The organism is Hathewaya proteolytica DSM 3090 (genome assembly GCF_900142225.1).
Lineage (GTDB): Bacteria > Bacillota > Clostridia > Clostridiales > Clostridiaceae > Hathewaya > Hathewaya proteolytica.
In genome coordinates this window covers 39,746-57,503 of record NZ_FRAD01000010.1, presented here as the reverse complement: position 1 = coordinate 57,503, position 17,758 = coordinate 39,746, and the positions used below count along the sequence as shown (strand labels likewise).

Annotated in this window: 14 protein-coding genes; 2 read left to right on the top strand and 12 right to left on the bottom strand. The window is 35.8% G+C overall.

Annotated elements, in window-relative coordinates:
* Positions 1-287 precede the first annotated feature (287 nt).
* The 3 genes from pyk to BUA73_RS06790 all read right to left on the bottom strand — a co-directional run bounded on the left by pyk (position 288) and on the right by BUA73_RS06790 (position 6,795).
* Complete coding sequence (gene pyk / locus BUA73_RS06800) at positions 288-2,051, bottom strand: pyruvate kinase (protein WP_072903404.1); 1,764 nt, start codon at positions 2,049-2,051, stop codon at positions 288-290.
* 88 nt (positions 2,052-2,139) lie between these two features.
* Positions 2,140-3,099, bottom strand: a complete 960-nt coding sequence (gene pfkA, locus BUA73_RS06795) for a 6-phosphofructokinase (RefSeq protein WP_072903403.1) — start codon at positions 3,097-3,099, stop codon at positions 2,140-2,142.
* 129 nt (positions 3,100-3,228) lie between these two features.
* Positions 3,229-6,795 (bottom strand): DNA polymerase III subunit alpha, encoded by a 3,567-nt coding sequence (locus BUA73_RS06790; protein ID WP_072903402.1) that lies wholly within the window; start codon positions 6,793-6,795, stop codon positions 3,229-3,231.
* Positions 6,796-7,038: 243 nt separating this feature from the next.
* On the opposite strand from BUA73_RS06790, the gene BUA73_RS06785 reads away from it, so the two are divergent.
* On the top strand, positions 7,039-7,584 hold the full coding sequence (locus tag BUA73_RS06785; protein ID WP_072903401.1) for an NADH peroxidase: 546 nt from the start codon (positions 7,039-7,041) through the stop codon (positions 7,582-7,584).
* 142 nt (positions 7,585-7,726) lie between these two features.
* Positions 7,727-7,894, top strand: coding sequence for a hypothetical protein (locus tag BUA73_RS14080; RefSeq protein ID WP_178139235.1), 168 nt, complete (start codon positions 7,727-7,729; stop codon positions 7,892-7,894).
* A 7-nt stretch (positions 7,895-7,901) separates the two neighbouring features.
* On the opposite strand, the gene whiA is transcribed toward BUA73_RS14080, so the two are convergent.
* The 9 genes from whiA to BUA73_RS06740 form a co-directional block, all read right to left on the bottom strand.
* Positions 7,902-8,855: a DNA-binding protein WhiA gene (gene whiA, locus BUA73_RS06780; protein WP_072903400.1), complete on the bottom strand. Its 954-nt coding sequence runs from the start codon at positions 8,853-8,855 to the stop codon at positions 7,902-7,904.
* A 37-nt stretch (positions 8,856-8,892) separates the two neighbouring features.
* The gene (locus BUA73_RS06775) at positions 8,893-10,212 is read right to left on the bottom strand and encodes a gluconeogenesis factor YvcK family protein (protein WP_072903399.1); all 1,320 of its coding nucleotides are present in this window, start codon (positions 10,210-10,212) and stop codon (positions 8,893-8,895) included.
* On the bottom strand, positions 10,209-11,093 hold the full coding sequence (rapZ, locus tag BUA73_RS06770; protein ID WP_072903435.1) for an RNase adapter RapZ: 885 nt from the start codon (positions 11,091-11,093) through the stop codon (positions 10,209-10,211). Before rapZ ends, BUA73_RS06775 begins: the two co-directional genes overlap by 4 nt.
* A 60-nt stretch (positions 11,094-11,153) precedes the next feature.
* Positions 11,154-12,071, bottom strand: coding sequence for a UDP-N-acetylmuramate dehydrogenase (gene murB / locus BUA73_RS06765; protein WP_072903398.1), 918 nt, complete (start codon positions 12,069-12,071; stop codon positions 11,154-11,156).
* A 68-nt stretch (positions 12,072-12,139) separates the two neighbouring features.
* Positions 12,140-14,005 (bottom strand): excinuclease ABC subunit UvrC, encoded by a 1,866-nt coding sequence (gene uvrC, locus BUA73_RS06760; protein ID WP_072903397.1) that lies wholly within the window; start codon positions 14,003-14,005, stop codon positions 12,140-12,142.
* Positions 14,006-14,033: 28 nt separating this feature from the next.
* Complete coding sequence (locus BUA73_RS06755; protein WP_072903396.1) at positions 14,034-14,636, bottom strand: metal-dependent hydrolase; 603 nt, start codon at positions 14,634-14,636, stop codon at positions 14,034-14,036.
* A 42-nt stretch (positions 14,637-14,678) separates the two neighbouring features.
* The gene (locus BUA73_RS06750) at positions 14,679-16,076 is read right to left on the bottom strand and encodes a peptidoglycan D,D-transpeptidase FtsI family protein (RefSeq protein WP_072903395.1); all 1,398 of its coding nucleotides are present in this window, start codon (positions 16,074-16,076) and stop codon (positions 14,679-14,681) included.
* 3 nt (positions 16,077-16,079) lie between these two features.
* Entirely contained in the window at positions 16,080-17,303 is a 1,224-nt protein-coding gene (locus BUA73_RS06745; protein ID WP_072903394.1) for an FtsW/RodA/SpoVE family cell cycle protein, read from the bottom strand.
* Positions 17,304-17,320: 17 nt separating this feature from the next.
* Complete coding sequence (locus BUA73_RS06740; protein ID WP_072903393.1) at positions 17,321-17,755, bottom strand: FHA domain-containing protein; 435 nt, start codon at positions 17,753-17,755, stop codon at positions 17,321-17,323.
* Positions 17,756-17,758 lie beyond the last annotated feature (3 nt).

Below are 17,758 nucleotides of genomic sequence, written 5' to 3'. Positions count from 1 at the left end.
ATCTATTTAAAATTTGCATATTATGTCCGTCCTAAAGGGAGGGGGATTATGGCAACTGTGAGACGTCAAAAAAAAAGCACCTATACCAGGTGCAAATAATAAATTAAAATCAGTTGCCTAAAATGTGTGTACGTTACTAATACATTATAACCATTTTTAGGCTAATTTTGATGAACAAATTGTAAATTTTTTATTATATTTTAGTTAATTTTGTTTTTATTGAGTTTTTACGAAATGTTTTTCTTGACTTATTTAATCTTTGTGTTCTATTTAGTGTTCTGGCAAATTTAATTTTCTGTTAGAGTTGATTTGCCAGAGTATACTATGCCCTCTTTTATTTTCAATCTTACAAAAGAACCGGATTTAATAATGCTAGTTGCGCCCTTAGCTCCGTAGATCACCGGAACATTTTTTGCCTCGCAAAGTACAAGCACTGCAAGATCGCACTCTTCCTCGATAATTATACCGGAAACTTTGTCTAACACTTCCACATAAGTCATGTCTATATCCCTTGTTACAAGCACATCCCCTTGTTCGATAATGTCTGTTGCTTCCACCGAACCTTTTACAACCTTTGCAGTACCACTGGTGCCGTCAGCACAAGTTCCTCTTCCAATACCCGCAACCAGTACATCTCCTACGATGTGAACTTTTATCATGTTGGTACTTCCCACATAATTTACTGGGATGCCTGCTGTAAGAACCACAAGATCACCATTTTCCACATAGCCATGTTCCTGAGTTTTCTTCACGGCTTGCTTTATCATATCGTCTGTAGTGTTTACCTTTTCTGAGTACACAGAGTATACGCCCCAGCATAAGGCTAATTTTCTTGCCACGGATTCATATGGTGTGACAGCGATTATAGGGCTTTCTGGTCTGTATTTTGAAACCATCTTTGCTGTGTGACCGCTTTGTGTTGATGTTATGATAGCCTTTGCATTTAACTGCTTTGCCGTGGTGCATGTGGCCATGCTTATGGCATCTGGCACTGTAATCTGTTTTATGGATTTTCTGTTGCGAATAACCTCATAGTTTATAGCGCTCTCAGCTTTTTCTGCAATTCTTGCCATGGTTTCTGCAGCTTCCACAGGGTATTTACCTCCTGCTGTTTCACCGCTTAACATTACGCAGTCCGTACCATCAAAGATAGCATTGGCAACGTCTGATGCTTCTGCCCTAGTTGGTCTTGGATTTCTCATCATTGAATCCAACATCTGTGTGGCAGTGATAACTGGCTTTCCAACGGCATTGCATTTTTCGATGATCATTTTCTGAACTAGTGGCACTTCTTCTGCAGGAATCTCTACTCCAAGATCTCCTCTTGCCACCATTATTCCATCGGAATATTTTATGATTTTATCTATATTGTCCACACCTTCTTGATTTTCAATTTTAGAGAATATAAGTATTTTGTCTCCTCCAAATTTGTTCAATGTCCTTCTTATATTTATAACATCTAAAGCAGTTCTTATAAAAGAAGCTGCTATGACGTCTACATCCTGTTCTACGGCAAATTTCAAGTCATTTATGTCCTGTTCTGTAAGAGATGGCAGCTTAATAGAAACGCCTGGTACATTTACGCCCTTGTGATTGCTAACTACACCGCTATTTATAACAACACAATGAATTTTACCCTGTTCAATTTTTTCAACGCGCAAACCCACAAGTCCATCGTCTATGAGAATTTTGTCCCCAGGTGTCACATCTTTGTACAGGTTTTCATATGTAACGGAGCATTTTGTCTCATCTCCTAAGATTGTCTCAAGACAATATATAGTGAATTTATTTTTTTCTTTAAGCTCTACCACATTTTTTTCAAAATTGCCTGTTCTGATTTCTGGTCCTTTTGTATCTAAAAGTATGGCTACAGGAGTGTCTAACTCTTTTCTTACTTTCTTTACCATATCCATATTTATTTTATGTGTTTCATGATTTCCGTGAGAAAAATTATGTCTTGATGCATTCATTCCTGCTAATATTAGTTGCTTTATCACACTTTCATTATTGCTAGATGGTCCTATGGTACATATCATCTTTGTTTTTTTCATATTCGATTCTCCTTTTAATTTTAGTTCATTAGGCTGGAAATTACTTTCAGAAAACGTTTTCTTAAAATTTCAAAATAGAATGTATATCCTATTTTGAAAGAATGTTGGACAAATTATATAACGATTCTTTGAACTCTCTTTTTACAGAAAGAGCTTCATCTATATCGAAATCTGCTATTTTTCCATCTTTTACGCCTATAACTCTTGATGATTGACCTTGAAGCAATAACTCCACTGCCTTGGCTCCCATAAGGGACGATAAAATTCTATCTAAAGAAGATGGACTGCCTCCACGCTGTATATGTCCAAGCACTGTGGCTCTTGTCTCTATACCCGTTACGTCTTCAACTTTTTCTGCTAGAGGTATAGCTCCACCAACACCTTCCGCCAGAATTATCAAATTGTGCATTTTTCCACGGGCCTTACCCTCTAAAATAATTTTGCACAACTCATCTGCATCGAAATCCTTTTCTGGAACTATTATTTTCTCAGCTCCTCCGCCTATACCAGTGAATATAGCAATATCTCCACAGTTTCTACCCATTACTTCCACGATACTCACCCTCTGATGTGATGAAGATGTATCCCTGATTTTATTTATAGCGTCTAAAACTGTGTTCTGCGCTGTATCGAAGCCAATGGTGTAATCCGTGTATGGAAGATCATTGTCAATGGTTGCCGGTATTCCAATAGTTGCAACACCAAGTTTAGATAAATACTGGGCTCCCCTAAAGGTTCCATCTCCTCCTATAACTACAAGCCCTTCTACGCCAAAAACCTTTAATACCTTTGCGCCTCGTTCTCTTCCTTCTTCTGTTTTAAACTCTTCACATCTGGCAGTTTTAAGTACTGTGCCACCTTTGTGTATAATTTCCGAAACGCTTCTTCGATTCATCTCGAATATTTCACCATTAATAAGTCCGCTGAATCCTCTATGAACTCCCATGACTTCTAAATTGTTTTCAATGCCGGTTCTAACTATTGCTCTTATGGCAGCATTCATACCTGGCGCATCTCCACCGCTGGTTAATATCCCTATTCTCTTCATCGCTATGCCCCTCCTGTTAATTATTTTACAAACTTATACCCAAAAATAAAAATAAATATACATATATATTGTATCCTATTTGAACCAATTTTTAAATATGCACTTACAAATTTTCATAAAAACCTTGTATTAGCCATGTTGCGTTATTACTTTTACGTTTTCCTCTCCGCAGTGTTCTTTTAAAAATTTAAGTACTTCCATTTCTCCGTTGACCCAATACTCCCTATCTATCAAGAATGTTTTTCTATCTTTTGTGCATAAATATACGGGAGTTCGCCCTTTGAACTTATCAATATTTTTCTTTATAAGATCTGTAATCTTCCTTACTTCTGGTTCATCTTCAAGTAGGGCGTATATCTTTTCGTCTCCTATTTTATATAGCTGCTCAATGTGTTCACATAATATCTTAGTTTCCTCATCCTTGTAGCTAATTCTTCCTCGTATTACTACTAGATTATCTTCTTCAATGAGATTGTTGAATTGAGAAAGAATTTTAGGAAATACTATGCACTCCACGGACTCTTCTAGATCCTCCACGTTTATAAATGCCATAAAATCATTTTTCTTTGTAGTAAGCCTCTTCACAGTAGATATTAACCCTGCAATAACCACAGTTTCTCCATCTGCTAGATTCACCTTTTTATTCATCACTACGGATTCTAGATTGTCCTCTTCATCCAATTGTTCTTCTCTGCTGACAATATTAGATAATGGAGTCACATGGAGTACATTTAAAGTCTCTTCGTACTCATCTAGCGGATGTCCTGAAAGATATATGCCACTCATCTCTTTTTCCATGGCAAGAAGGTATTTCTTCTCGAACTCATTAATCTTTGGATACTCAAAACTAACACTGGCCATTTCCTCAGAAGGACTGTCAAAAAGACTAATCTGCCCTTCTATGTTCTTTCTCTTGCTAGTTATTATGCCATCTAGAATTTTTTCATATACCATGAGTAATTGAGATCTGTGTATCTGAAATCTATCAAAGGCTCCCACCTTAATTAGACTCTCCACCACTCTTTTATTTATATAATTTCCATCTATCTTATTGCAAAAGTCAAGGAAATCTATAAAATCACCTTTTTCATTTCTAGACTTAACAATTTCATTTATCACATTTATTCCTACATTCTTCACCGATGCCAATCCAAATCGTATGCATCCATTTTCCACAGTAAACTTGGCATAACTTTTGTTTATATCCGGTGTCAACACCTGTATTCCTGCACTCTCCGCATATCTTATATAAAAAGAAACTTTTTCACTATTGCCCATGACAGAGTTTAAAATTGCCGCTGTGTACTCTACAGGGTAATACCTTATCAGGTATGCCGTTTCATAGGCTACAATGGCATAGGCTGCTGCATGGGCTTTATTGAAACCATAGGAAGCGAAATCCATGAGGGAATCGTATATGGCGTTGGCTACGTCTTCACTAATACCCCTTCTAAGGCAGCCCTCTACCTCCACCTTTCCATTTTCATCTACAATACCGTGGATGAAATTATGTCTCTCTTCTTCCATGACCTTGTGTTTCTTTTTGGACATGGCTCTTCTTACTAAGTCACTTCGTCCCATGGAATAGCCAGCAAGATCCCTTACTACCTGCATTACCTGCTCTTGGTAAATGGTACACCCATAGGTAACATTTAAAATAGGCTCTAACTCTGGTGTTATATACTCAATATGCTGAGGATCTCGTTTGTTTTGCACATAACGTGGTATTTCTGCCATAGGACCTGGTCTATAAAGACTTATACCAGCTATTATATCCTCTAAACTGTCTGGCTTTAAATCCTTCATAAAGCTAGTCATACCAGAGGACTCTAATTGAAATACTCCTACAGTATCTCCTTCACCTATCATATTGTAGACATTTTTGTCTTCAAAATCTATTTTGTCCATGTCCACATCTATGCCTTTAGTTTCTTTAATTATATTCACTGTATCTCTAATAACCGTAAGAGTTCTAAGACCAAGGAAATCCATCTTTAAAAGTCCAAGTTCTTCCAGCGTGTTCATGTCAAATTGTGCCACAATAGCTTCTTCATTTTTTAGAAGTGGTACATAATTTACAAGAGGTTTTGACGCTATAACAACACCTGCTGCATGGGTAGAGGTGTGCCTTGGAAGACCTTCTAATCTTTTGGCTATATCTATTAGGTTTTTTACTCTTTCATCGCCATCATATGCTTCTTTCAATTCTGGATTTATTTCCAGTGCCTTGTCAATGGTGATGTTCAACATGGCTGGAACCATCTTTGCTATTTTATCCACTTCACCATAGCTATAATTCATGGCTCTTCCTACATCTCTTATACAAACTCTAGCGGCCATGGTACCAAAGGTCACAATTTGAGACACGTTGTCCTTACCATACTTTTCTACCACATAGTCAATTACTTCTTGCCTTCTTTCGTAGCAAAAGTCACTATCAATATCGGGCATGGATATTCTCTCTGGATTTAAAAACCTTTCAAAAATAAGGTTATATTTGATTGGATCTATTTTAGTTATCTCCAAGGAATAAGCAACGATGGAAGCAGCCCCTGAGCCTCTTCCTGGCCCTGTCATTATTCCATTTTCCCTAGCAAATCGTATAAAATCCCAAACTATTAGAAAATAATCCACGTATCCCATGGTGGTAATTACATTGAGCTCATAATCCATTCTCTCCGTATACATCCTTGCTTCTTCATTTTCTTCTGCAAATTTTCTAACCTGTTTCGGGCTTATATCTTTATTCCTAAGTTCCCCAAACACATCATACCTCATTACTAGACCTTCATAGCAACGTTCCTCTAGATATTCTGCATGATTTGTGCTTTCAGGCAATGGAAAATTTGGAAGCTTTGATTTGTGAAATTCATAATCAAAATTGCACTGCTCTGCAATTTTTACAGTGTTTTCAATGGCCTCTGGTGCATAGGCAAAGTTTTTCTTCATCTCTTCCGGGGACTTTATATAAAAATCCCTAGCGGAGTATTGCATTCTATTTTCATCGTCCACAGTTTTACCTGTCTGTATACATATAAGCACATCATGGGCATACCAATCGTCCTTATTTACGTAGTGAATATCATTTGTGCAAACTAAAGGAATGTGAGTTTCCTTGGACAACTTCACCAATTCCTCATTGAGCTTTAAATCCTCTGGAGTTCCGTGATATTGAAGTTCCAAGTAAAAACTGTCCTTAAAAATGGATTTGTAAAATAATGCTGCACTCTTGGCCTTGTCATGCAATCCTCGAAGAAGATACTTTTGCACTTCTCCTCCTTGACAAGCACTGGTGGCTATAAGTCCTTCACTGTGAGCTTGAAGATATTCATGATCCACACGAGGTTTATAATAAAACCCATCTATAGAGGCTTTACTTACTATTTTCATCAAATTTTCATAACCTGTTTCATTCTTAACCAAAAGAACGAGATGACAAGTCTCATTGTCGCTGTCCGGATTTTTGATGTACATGGATTTTGTAGCTACATAAATTTCACATCCTATAATGGGTTTTATTCCTTCTTTTTTAGCTTCCTTATAAAACTCTACACAGCCAAACATGGAACCATGGTCTGTTATGGCTATGGCATCCATACCTAGTTCCTTTGTTCTCTTTATGATGTCTGGAATCTTTCCGGCTCCATCTAGAAGACTGTATCCCGTATGTGTATGTAAGTGAACAAACTCTCCCATAATATTCTCGCTCCTTTCCTGTAAATTTTATTCCTATAATAATTATTATATCTCAAAGTCAAGTCATATCATATAATATACGACTAATTAATTACTAGAAAAACCCCAAAAAACTTTTTTTAAATTTTTTTCAAAAACCTATTGCTAAATAATAATTATTATCGTATAATAATAACTGTCAGATAGTTATTGAATATTAAAGATAATAAATAATTAAGATATAAATCTAGGAGGATAATGATTATGAAAAAATTTGTTTGTTCAGTATGTGGATATGTTTATGAAGGAGAACAGGCTCCAGAAGTCTGTCCAATATGTAAAGCAACAAGAGATAAATTTATAGAAAAGAACGAAGAAGGCATGACTTGGGCTGATGAACATAAAGTAGGCGTTGCTCAAGGCGTAGATCCACAAGTATTAGAAGGATTAAGAGCAAACTTCGCTGGAGAGTGTACTGAAGTTGGTATGTACCTTGCCATGAGCCGTCAAGCAGATAGAGATGGTTACCCAGAAATAGCTGAAGCTTTCAAGAGATACGCTTTAGAAGAAGCTGAGCATGCTGCAAAGTTTGCTGAATTACTTGGTGAAGTTTTAACTAACGACACAAAGAAAAACCTTGAGATGAGAGTTGACGCTGAACACGGTGCAACTGCTGGAAAGAAAGAGCTTGCAACTTTAGCTAAGAAATTAAACTACGATGCAATTCACGACACAGTTCATGAAATGGCAAAAGACGAAGCAAGACATGGAAAAGGCTTCAAAGGATTATTGGAAAGATATTTCGGTTAATTATTAATTCCCCCCAAAATAAACGCAGATTCTCCCCCAGAATCTGCGTTTTATACTTTATAAGATAAATCCTGTGTACATTCCATCAACTCAATAGTATAATATTTATATAACTACAAAAAATAATGTAGAGGTGATTTGCGTGAAGTCAAATTTTAAACGAATGAAAAGGTTTACAATCTTAGGTCTTGCTGCTGGCTATTATGCCTTAAGTAAATACTGTAAAAATAAATGTGACAACATACAAGATGAAAATTTAGAGAGTTTGGAAACTGATTACGTTGGTGACGAAAATAGAGCTGGCAATTAAGCCAGCTCTATTTTTTATCTTTAATTATTTCATTTGCTATTTTTTCGATTCTTCTAAGTCTATGATTGACACCAGATTTCCCCACTGGTGGGTCTAACATCATGCCTAAATCCTTTAAGGATTCATCAGGATATTTTATCCTAAGTTCTGCTATTTCTCTTAGGTTTGCCGGCAGTCTTTGCAATCCTAGTTCACTTTCGATGCGCTTTATGCACTCAATCTGACGCACTGCTGCATTGACGGTTTTGCTTAAATTGGCTGTTTCACAATTTACAAGTCTGTTTACGTTGTTGCGCATTTCCTTCATTATTCTAACATTTTCTAAGTATAAAAGATTTGAATGGGCACCGATGATGTTTAGCACATCAACAATTTGTTCCCCTTCTTTTAAGTACACAATATAACTATTTTTTCTTTGAATAACTTTTGAATTTAAATCATAAGAATTTATAACTCTGCTCAGTTCATTGGCATAGTCTTCATTGTGGGTTACAAACTCTAAATGGTAGGTTTTTTCAGGATTGCTGATACTCCCAGCTCCTAGAAAGGCCCCTCTTATATATGCCTTACGTGTCAAATCTGTATCTATAAATTCCTCTGGAACTGTGTAATTAAAGGATAATATATCTTCCTTGTCATCTAAAATCTTTATCCCATATAAAAATTCTCTAAGTCCCATTTCCTCAGTTATCATAACCATGTATACATTATTTTTCTTAAGAGAGTTACTTCGTTTTACAAGTAATCTTGTATGAATTTTGAAGTGTTCTTTTAATATCTTAAATGTAAGCCTTGCAATGGCAGGATTTTCTGTAGTTACCTTAAAGCTAACCTGCCTATTGCATCCAATGGTAATAGAACCACTAACTTTCATGATAGCCGATAAAAGGGATCTTGCTTCCTCTTTGGACATATCCGTTATCCTGCAAACTTCACTTTTTACCTTTGATGAAAACGACATAATCTACTCCTATTTCTTATTTTCCTTCTTAACATTGCTACTTTTTTGTTAGATCCAATTGCTGTTTTATATCTTGAAGACGCTTTTTTTCGTGAAGACACAACTCTTTCTTCATAATATCATTGACAATTATCTCACAAATTCTGTAAGTATCGTGACGTATAAAGTTGTCCTTTACTTTTATTAAATTGTCTTCAATAAGTTTAACACCTAATTTTTCAACTTCTTCTTTATTGAGTTCTACAAGCTTTGCTTCTTCTGAATAGTACTTTTTTTCTAGTTCTTCAGATATACTTCCATTGTTTGCAATGACATAATCGATTATCTCCTTGCCACAATGATCCTGAATTATCTTCACATGATCTTTTACTGTAAAGTTATCTGTCTCCCCATGTTGTGTCATAATATTTGAAATATATATCTTTGTCGCCACAGATTTGTGAATTTCTTTTCGTATGTCATTGACTAAAAGATTTGGCATTATACTAGTGTACAGACTTCCTGGACCCATGATTATAGCATCTGCCTCTTTAATGGCAAGTACTGCTTCTCTAAGCCCCCTAGCATCACTTGGCTCTATATACATTTTTTTTATAGGTGAATTTTGTTCTGATGCTTCCTTTGGAATATTGGACTCACCTTCAACCATGTTCCCATTTTCTAGTTTTGCTTTCAAAGTTATTTTCTTCATAGTAACTGGTAGCACATTTCCCTTCACTGCCAGTACTGAACTCACCTTTTTTACTGCTTCCATGAAATTCTCAGATATTCCGTCCATAGCTGCTAGAAATAGATTTCCAAAGCTCTGACCCTTTAAGCGCCCCTCTGTAAACCTGTACTCTAGCAATTCCTCCATAATAGGTTCCGTATTTGCTAAGGCAAGAATGCAGTTTCGTATATCTCCTGGTGGAATCATATCTAAGTCTTGTCTTAAGATGCCAGATCCCCCTCCATCGTCTCCCACAGTTACAATAGCCGTTATGTTGCAAGTGAATTTTTTCATACCTCTAAGAAGATTGGAAAGCCCAGTACCCCCACCTATTAATACAACCCTTGGTCCTTTAGAAATTTCAGCACTTTCACAGAGCTCCTTTTCCAATTTCTTAGAATCTAAAATATTATTATTTAGTCTATTTATAAGTCTTACTATACATTTTAGTGACGCCTTTATAGACACCACACATAGAAGTAGCCCAAAAAACACTGCCACCGCATAAAGACCTACAGCTAAAACATTGTCATCAGCGTGATATCCAATTGCTATACAGCACGATATTACAATTATTATGCCAATAACAAGAGAAACTAACCATTTTTTTATGCCTTCAGCACGGGAAAACAAAAATTTCAGCTTCATAGCTTCAAAACTCCTCTGTTCGCATCTTCATTTATATCTCTATGGTCTAAATTCACCCTGTACTTTTTTTCGTTTAGTTTGTCATATAGTTTTTTTGCTATAGCCACAGATCTATGTCTTCCACCTGTACACCCTATGGAAATTATAAGTTGATGTTTTCCTTCTTTCTTATATCTAGGTATAAGAAAGTTAAATAAATCTATTAGTTTGTCTACAAATTCCCTAGTTTCTTCAAAGGAAAATACGTACTCATCTACTTCCTTGTCAAGACCTGAAAATTTCTTAAGCTCCATTATATAAAAAGGATTTGGAAGAAATCTAACATCAAAGACCAGATCTGAGTCCACGGGAATTCCATACTTAAATCCAAAGGATAGCACGGTTATAGCAATATCAGTTTCTAACTGCCCATCTTCTCCGTATATCTCAATAATTTTCTGTTTCAATTGCCTTGCAGTCAATTTTGTAGTATTTATGATATTATCTGCCTTATCTCTTACTTTTCCTAGCTTCTTTCTCTCGCTGTCTATGCCCTTAAGCAATCTTCCATCAGGTGCTAGGGGATGCTTTCTCCTAGATTCTTTATATCTTTTTATAAGAACATCGTCATTGGCCTCGATGAACAAAACCTTGTAATTGTACTCATTGTCCTCAAGATAATTAATGCTGTCGTATATGTCCTCAAAGAATTCTCCACCTCTTATATCAATAGCAAGGGCAACCCTTTGGACCTTCTCCGACCCCTTACCACACGCCTCTGCAAATTTAGGTATCAAAGCTGGTGGCAAGTTATCTACACAAAAATATCCCAAATCCTCTAGGGATTTCATAGCTTGACTCTTCCCTGCTCCTGAAAGTCCACTTACAATTATTATTTTCATCATCATTACACCTCCAATCAAAGTCCCAATACATATTTACAAATAAATAGAATTAATGTTTTAATTGTCATCTCCAATTATTCTTACCTCTGTTTCAAGGTTAACCTTAAACTTATTATATACCTCTTTCTGTATATGCTCAATAAGCTTTAAAATATCAGCTGTTGTGGCATTTCCATTGTTTACAAGAAAATTAGAGTGTTTTTCAGATACCTGCGCATCACCTATACTATAACCCTTAAGTCCAGTATCCTCAATGAGCTTTCCAGCAAACATCCCCTGTGGCCTTTTAAAAGTACTTCCTGCAGATGGCTTTTCCAAAGGTTGCTTTTCTATTCTTCGCCTTGTAAGATCCTTTATTCTATCTTTTATTTCTATTTCATTTCCCTTTTCCAATTCAAAGGTACATTCTAAAACTATATAGGATTTTCTAAGGACGATGCTATTTCTATAGGAAAAGTCTATTTCTTGTAGACATAAATCCCTTATCTCCATATTTTCATCTATAACCTTTATGGATTTTACTACATGGCTCATCTCTCCACCATAGGCACCTGCATTCATAGCGATTGCCCCACCTACACTACCAGGTATACCGGAGGCGAACTCCAGGTTTTTAAGAGAATTATCCGCTGCCATCATGGCTGTACGAATTAAGGTAGCTCCACCTTGAGCTATTACACACTTTCCCTCTACTCTACATTTATCTAACTTCTTTAAATTTATCACTACACCATGGAATCCACCATCTCTTACAAGTAAATTAGATCCCTTGCCAAGTACAAAATAAGGAGTATTATTTTCTATGCAACACTTAAGACAAGCCCTTACTTGCTCATAATTCTCTGGGCTTACAAATACTTCAGCCTTTCCCCCAAGTTTAAAGGTTGTGTGTTCCTTCATAGGAACATCTAGTTCAATATTTTTTCTATCTAAATAGTTATATAATTTCTCTAGTAATATATTTTTTTCAAACATTTTACACTCCTTGAATGCCTATTATTAATCAGTATAAGTATACTTTGTAAGTTATAATTTATCAATACTTATCTTTCTTTAAAATAATTTAAAATATTCTCTGCCGCTTTTTTATTCATACCTGGCACTTCTTCAAGCTCTTTTTTTGAAGCTTTTCTTATATTTTCTACGCTACCAAAGTGTTTTAAAAGCTCAGTCCTTCTCTTAGCTCCGATGCTAGGAACTTCTTCTAGCATTGAATGGAGTCCTCTCTTGTTTCTAAGAGTTCGATGATAGGTTATAGCAAATCTATGAACCTCATCTTGCACTCTAGTTATAAAATGCATGAGCTTAGAGTTACTTTTAATCAATATTTCTTCATTGTTGAAAATAAGTCCCCTTGTTCTGTGTTTATTGTCCTTAACCATACCACAGACAGGTATATGAAGGTTTAAATCCTGCAACACCTGTAAGGCCACATTAATTTGACCTCTTCCCCCGTCCATCATGATAAGATCTGGAAAGGATGAGAACTTTGCATTATTAAAGTTTAATTCTTGACTTTTTATTTTTTCAATTTCCTCTAACCCATTTTTAAATCTTCTATATAAAATTTCTCTCATACTTTCATAGTCATCAGCGCCTTCTACAGTTTTTATCTTGAATCTCCTGTAATCGCTATTTTTTGGCTTTCCTTTTTCAAAGACCACCATGGTTCCAACAGAATCCATGCCCATTATATTTGATATGTCATAGGCTTCAATTCTATCAATTGGACTGCAAAGTTCCAAAAGCTCTGCCAGCTCCCTTGACACCATCTCTTCCAGTTGTTTTTCCATGAGGATTTTTTCTTTAAATGTGGTAAGAGTCGTTTTAGCATTGCTCTCTACTAATTCCATCATCTTCTTCTTTTCACCGATTTGAGGAACCTTTATAGAAACCTTTACCTCTGCTTTAAGAGAAAGCCATTGGCTTAGAAGTTCTTCATCATGAATTTGTGGCACATATATGGTTTTTGGGATAAACGCTACCCCACCGTAAAACCTTTTTATAAAATCTCCTATGATTTCTACATTGTCTTCCTCTGAGGTATTCTCTAATATAAAGCTTTCTCGACCCGTTATTTTTCCGCTCCTACAAAAGAAGATTTGAATGCAACTATCTTTTTCATCCTTACAAATATTAATAAAATCCTCATTTTCAAAGTTATTGCTGACAATTTTCTGTTTTTCCATAACAGCTCTTATGGCTAGAATTTTATCTCTAAGCTTTGCCGCCTCCTCAAAATTCAGTTCCTCAGAACATTTTTCCATTTCCCTTTGAAGGTCATTTAATAAACTCTTATCCTTACCATTCAATATATCTATGATATGGTTTATTGATTTATTGTAATCTTCCTTTGAAATATAGCCTGCACAAGGGGCTTTACACTTCCCAATATGATAATTTAAACATGGCCTTACATTCTTCGTTTCATTTTCCTTTATATTTAGTTTACAGGTTCTAAGCTGAAAAACCTTCTTCAAAAGCTCCATAACCTCGTAAACAGCCCCTGCATTGGGGTATGGTCCAAAATACTTGCACCCATCCTTTTCATGATTTCTGCTGACAAAGATCCTTGGAAAATCTTCTTTTATGGTAATCTTTATAGATGGGTAGTACTTGTCGTCCTTTAAAAGAATATTGTACTTTGGATTGTATTTTTTAATGAGATTACACTCTAGGATTAATGCTTCCATCTCCGAATCCGTCACAATATATTCGAACTCGCTGATGTTCTGCACCATGTTTTTCACTTTTTGAGATTTATTTTTAGAATGTTGAAAGTACTGCCTTACCCTATTTTTTAAATTTTTTGCTTTTCCCACGTAGATGATTTCGCCTAAATCATTTTTCATGAGATATACACCGGGTTTATCTGGCAGATTTTTTAAATGGTATTGGAAATCAAACATGGTTTCTGTCCTTTCTTTAGTATTTTATCTAATTTAAAATAAACAACTTGATAATAAACATAGATAAAGTAGCCGTAAATATGATGTTTTCTACCATATTTCCCGTATAGGATCCTACAGTATAATATATAGGCATCCTAACCTTCTTCTTACTCATAGGGTATAATAAAGGTACTCCATTTTTTGTAAAGGAATCTCCCAAAATATGTGTAAAATAGCCACCCCCTATATATAGGGCAAGATATCTTACATTGCAAGCTTTCTCTAATAATATCCCCATTACAATGGTGGCTACAAAGCCCGCTATGCTGTGGGACAATCCATTTCTATGAGAATTAAGACTGATTAAAATCAAAGTAACTCCTATAACCTTTAAAAGTAAGAGGTTAAAATGCGCATAATCAGCATACAAAATTAGCATTCCAGATACAGCATAAAATACCCTCTTTACTCTTTCACTTTTAATGGGTAGAATGTACTTGTTTATTAAACTCTTAGGGTGATCTATGTCTGCCATCAATGAGCTTACAACAGCGGCTACAAATCCCGCTGCACTAAACTCGCTGTGCAAAACGTCGCTGACTATCATATATGCCGCAACTCCAAGAGCAGCGTGAGTTTTTCCCTGCATGCCTTACATCCTCCATCTTTTGTTTTAAGTTCAATGGCAATACTATTTCAAATAAGTTCTAAATAGTTCTCTTGCAATTGGTGCTGCAGAACTAGCTCCAGTGCCACCTTCCTCCACGATTACAGCTATGGCCATGGTTGGGTTTTCGTAAGGTCCAAATCCTATAAACCAAGAATGATCTTTTTTGCTCTCAGGATGTTCTGCTGTTCCAGTTTTTCCGCATATCTGGATTCCTGGAATTGCAGCATTTTTTCCTGTGCCGCTTTTAACGACTTCTCTCATGGCAGCTTTTAAATAATCTGCATCATCTTCCATTATTGGCTGGGAAATAACTTCGCTATGGTACCTTTTAATTATTCTATTCTTATTATATGTCTCAGTGACTAAAATTGGTTTCATTATTTTCCCTTTGTTAGCCACTGCACTGGCCACCAAAGCCATCTCCATTGGAGTGGCTAATACCTGACCCTGTCCTATAGCACTTTGAGCCATATCCCCCTTTGAAGATTTGCTTATTTCAGGGAACTTGCTGTTTTCAATTAGAAGTCCTATAGCAGGAATGTCCTTATTGAACATAAAACCCTCTGCTGTTTCCTTTAGCTTATTGTTTCCAAGTCTTATACCTAGATTTCCAAAATAAGCATTGCTAGAATGAGTTATTGCCTGTTTTAAATTTATATTGCCCAAAACTTCGCCAGCAAAATTTTTTATTGATGTGCTATCTCCAAATTTTAGAGCTCCTTCATCTTTATATATTTCTGTTTTAATATTGTCAATGTTTTTCAGTGCACTAGCAGCTGTAATAATCTTAAAGGTTGATCCTGGTGGATACATACCTGCAATAGCCCTGTTGAGCAATGGACTATCTGCACTAGTACTGATTCGTTTCCAATCTTGCTGTAGCTTGTTTGGATCATAAGATGGAGTAGATACCACAGATAATAATTCTCCGTTTCTAGGATCTATGGCCACCACTGCACCCTTTTTTCCATTCAATAGGTTATATGCTTTCTTTTGAAGTTGACTATCCAAAGTAGTTTTTAAGTCATAACCATGTTTTTTTCCTTTTTCATCGCTAGGATTAAAAATACCCATTTGTTTTCCCATAAGATCTTCATCGAAAAGGCGCTGTAAACCTGTTAGTCCATAGCTTTTATCCATATATCCAAGAATGTGTGCAAAGGCTGCACCGCCTTTGTAGTTTAGCGTCTGTACATTATCTTTTATCCCCTTGCTCTCTACAAGCACATTCCCATCTCTATCTCTAATATTTCCACGAACCACATTGACGCGTTCATACCATAATCTCTGATTAAAGGGGCTGTTAACAATCTTTTCGCCCCTTGCAGAATAAATGTATAAAAGATAAGACATAACGGTAACAAACATTATCAAAAATATGGCAAGAACCTTTTTTATGTTTTCAGATATATCCTTCATTGATCATTCATCCTCCTCAGATATTTTCTGTATGACAGCTAAAGAAAAATATGTCACCAGCATAGAACTTCCACCTGCACTTACAAAAGGCAAAGTAATTCCTGTAAGTGGAATAGCTCCTATGACTCCACCCACAATTACAAGAACTTGCGTTGTTATCATAGTACTGAATCCTACACCCAATAACTTTCCAAAGTTGTTCCTTGCATTTATGGAAGCTCTCATACTTCTATAGAACATAAGGAAATATATTAGTATCATCCCTATTCCAACAACAATCCCCATTTCCTCGCAAATAGCTGAAAAAATAAAATCGGACAGAACTACAGGGATAACCTGTGGAGCCCCTAAGCCAAGCCCCGACCCAAAAAATCCTCCCGAAGAAATAGCTATAAGAGACTGTACAATCTGCCCTCCTGGACCATAGGCATACTTCCACGGGTCTATCCAGATTTGAACTCTGGTTCTCACGTGACCAAATAAGAAATAACTCATCACGGCACCACAAGCAAAAAGCCCCAAGCAAAGCAGTACATACTTTCCCTGGGAAGTTGCTATATATAGCATAGTAACGGAAATTGAAAATATAAGTAATGCGGATCCTAGGTCTGTCTGAAGTACCATAAACAATAGGCATACCATGACAACTATGGCTGGTTCAATAAGAAGCTTGATGTTATGGCCTTGGGCCTTTTTTTCATACTGATGTAAGGCTGCTGCAAGATAAGCTATAAGTGCGATTTTACCAAACTCTGATGGCTGTACAGTTATGCCGCCTATACGTATCCAGTTCTTAGCCCCATATGTTTCTTCTCCAAAAAAAGTTCCAAGAGACATAAGTACAATAGTTATAAACATAAACACGAACTTATATTTAGAAAACCTCTCTATGTCTGGAATAACAATAATCACGAACATAAATATGGCTATGCCCACTGAAACCCATACCACTTGCCTTATGGCAGTTGAGGTATTCAATCGGTACAACATTGTTATGCCAATTACCGATAGTAAATTGGCAAATATAAGAAGATACTTATCTCCCTTAGGAAAAAAGTGCCTTAGTACAATACAAGAGAGATTCAAGATGACAATAAGAGATGCCCCTATGATTAGTGCTCTATAATCAAAGGGTTTTTGTAAAATTGTAAGATTGGTAAAGCATACTATGACGAATAAATAGGTATATCTTAACAATCTCTTTTGTTCTTTAAGATTATTTTGCATGACAAAACTCCTTTAATTTAAGAAATTACTTTAAATAGTGTATTTCCTATTTTAATAACATCTCCTGTTTTAACTATTGCCTCACCTTTAATATGTTGATTGTTTACATATGTTCCATTTGTACTGTTGAGATCTTGGATTATTAGATTGCCTTGTCTTGTATACAATTTACTGTGATAGGATGACACAAATTCATCATCTAATACCAAGTTATTATCTTGCTTTCTACCCACATTCACTTCATCTAAAATTGGTACTATAGCTCCTTTAGGCAATTCTTTTGACTTATCCGCTTTTATAACCTCTAAAGCAAATTTTTTTGATGTACTCTTTCTATACTTTTTAGGTTTTTTTATGTCTCTGTACATTATTCCAAGCGCTACAATGATAATTACATATAGTAGTATAATAATGATATACTTAAATACGGAACTCAAAAAACTCCAATCCATATT

What these genes read in the sequence shown, in the direction of transcription:
- BUA73_RS06775 (WP_072903399.1), bottom strand. Translation starts at nt 10,212, where the DNA reads ATGAAGCTGAAATTTTTGTTTTCCCGTGCTGAAGGCATAAAAAAATGG.
- BUA73_RS06785 (WP_072903401.1), top strand. Translation starts at nt 7,039, where the DNA reads ATGAAAAAATTTGTTTGTTCAGTATGTGGATATGTTTATGAAGGAGAA.
- BUA73_RS06790 (WP_072903402.1), bottom strand. Translation starts at nt 6,795, where the DNA reads ATGGGAGAGTTTGTTCACTTACATACACATACGGGATACAGTCTTCTA.
- BUA73_RS06740 (WP_072903393.1), bottom strand. Translation starts at nt 17,755, where the DNA reads ATGGATTGGAGTTTTTTGAGTTCCGTATTTAAGTATATCATTATTATA.
- pyk (WP_072903404.1), bottom strand. Translation starts at nt 2,051, where the DNA reads ATGAAAAAAACAAAGATGATATGTACCATAGGACCATCTAGCAATAAT.
- BUA73_RS06755 (WP_072903396.1), bottom strand. Translation starts at nt 14,636, where the DNA reads ATGCAGGGAAAAACTCACGCTGCTCTTGGAGTTGCGGCATATATGATA.
- BUA73_RS06745 (WP_072903394.1), bottom strand. Translation starts at nt 17,303, where the DNA reads ATGCAAAATAATCTTAAAGAACAAAAGAGATTGTTAAGATATACCTAT.
- pfkA (WP_072903403.1), bottom strand. Translation starts at nt 3,099, where the DNA reads ATGAAGAGAATAGGGATATTAACCAGCGGTGGAGATGCGCCAGGTATG.
- BUA73_RS06750 (WP_072903395.1), bottom strand. Translation starts at nt 16,076, where the DNA reads ATGAAGGATATATCTGAAAACATAAAAAAGGTTCTTGCCATATTTTTG.
- murB (WP_072903398.1), bottom strand. Translation starts at nt 12,071, where the DNA reads ATGTTTGAAAAAAATATATTACTAGAGAAATTATATAACTATTTAGAT.
- whiA (WP_072903400.1), bottom strand. Translation starts at nt 8,855, where the DNA reads ATGTCGTTTTCATCAAAGGTAAAAAGTGAAGTTTGCAGGATAACGGAT.
- rapZ (WP_072903435.1), bottom strand. Translation starts at nt 11,093, where the DNA reads ATGAAAATAATAATTGTAAGTGGACTTTCAGGAGCAGGGAAGAGTCAA.
- uvrC (WP_072903397.1), bottom strand. Translation starts at nt 14,005, where the DNA reads ATGTTTGATTTCCAATACCATTTAAAAAATCTGCCAGATAAACCCGGT.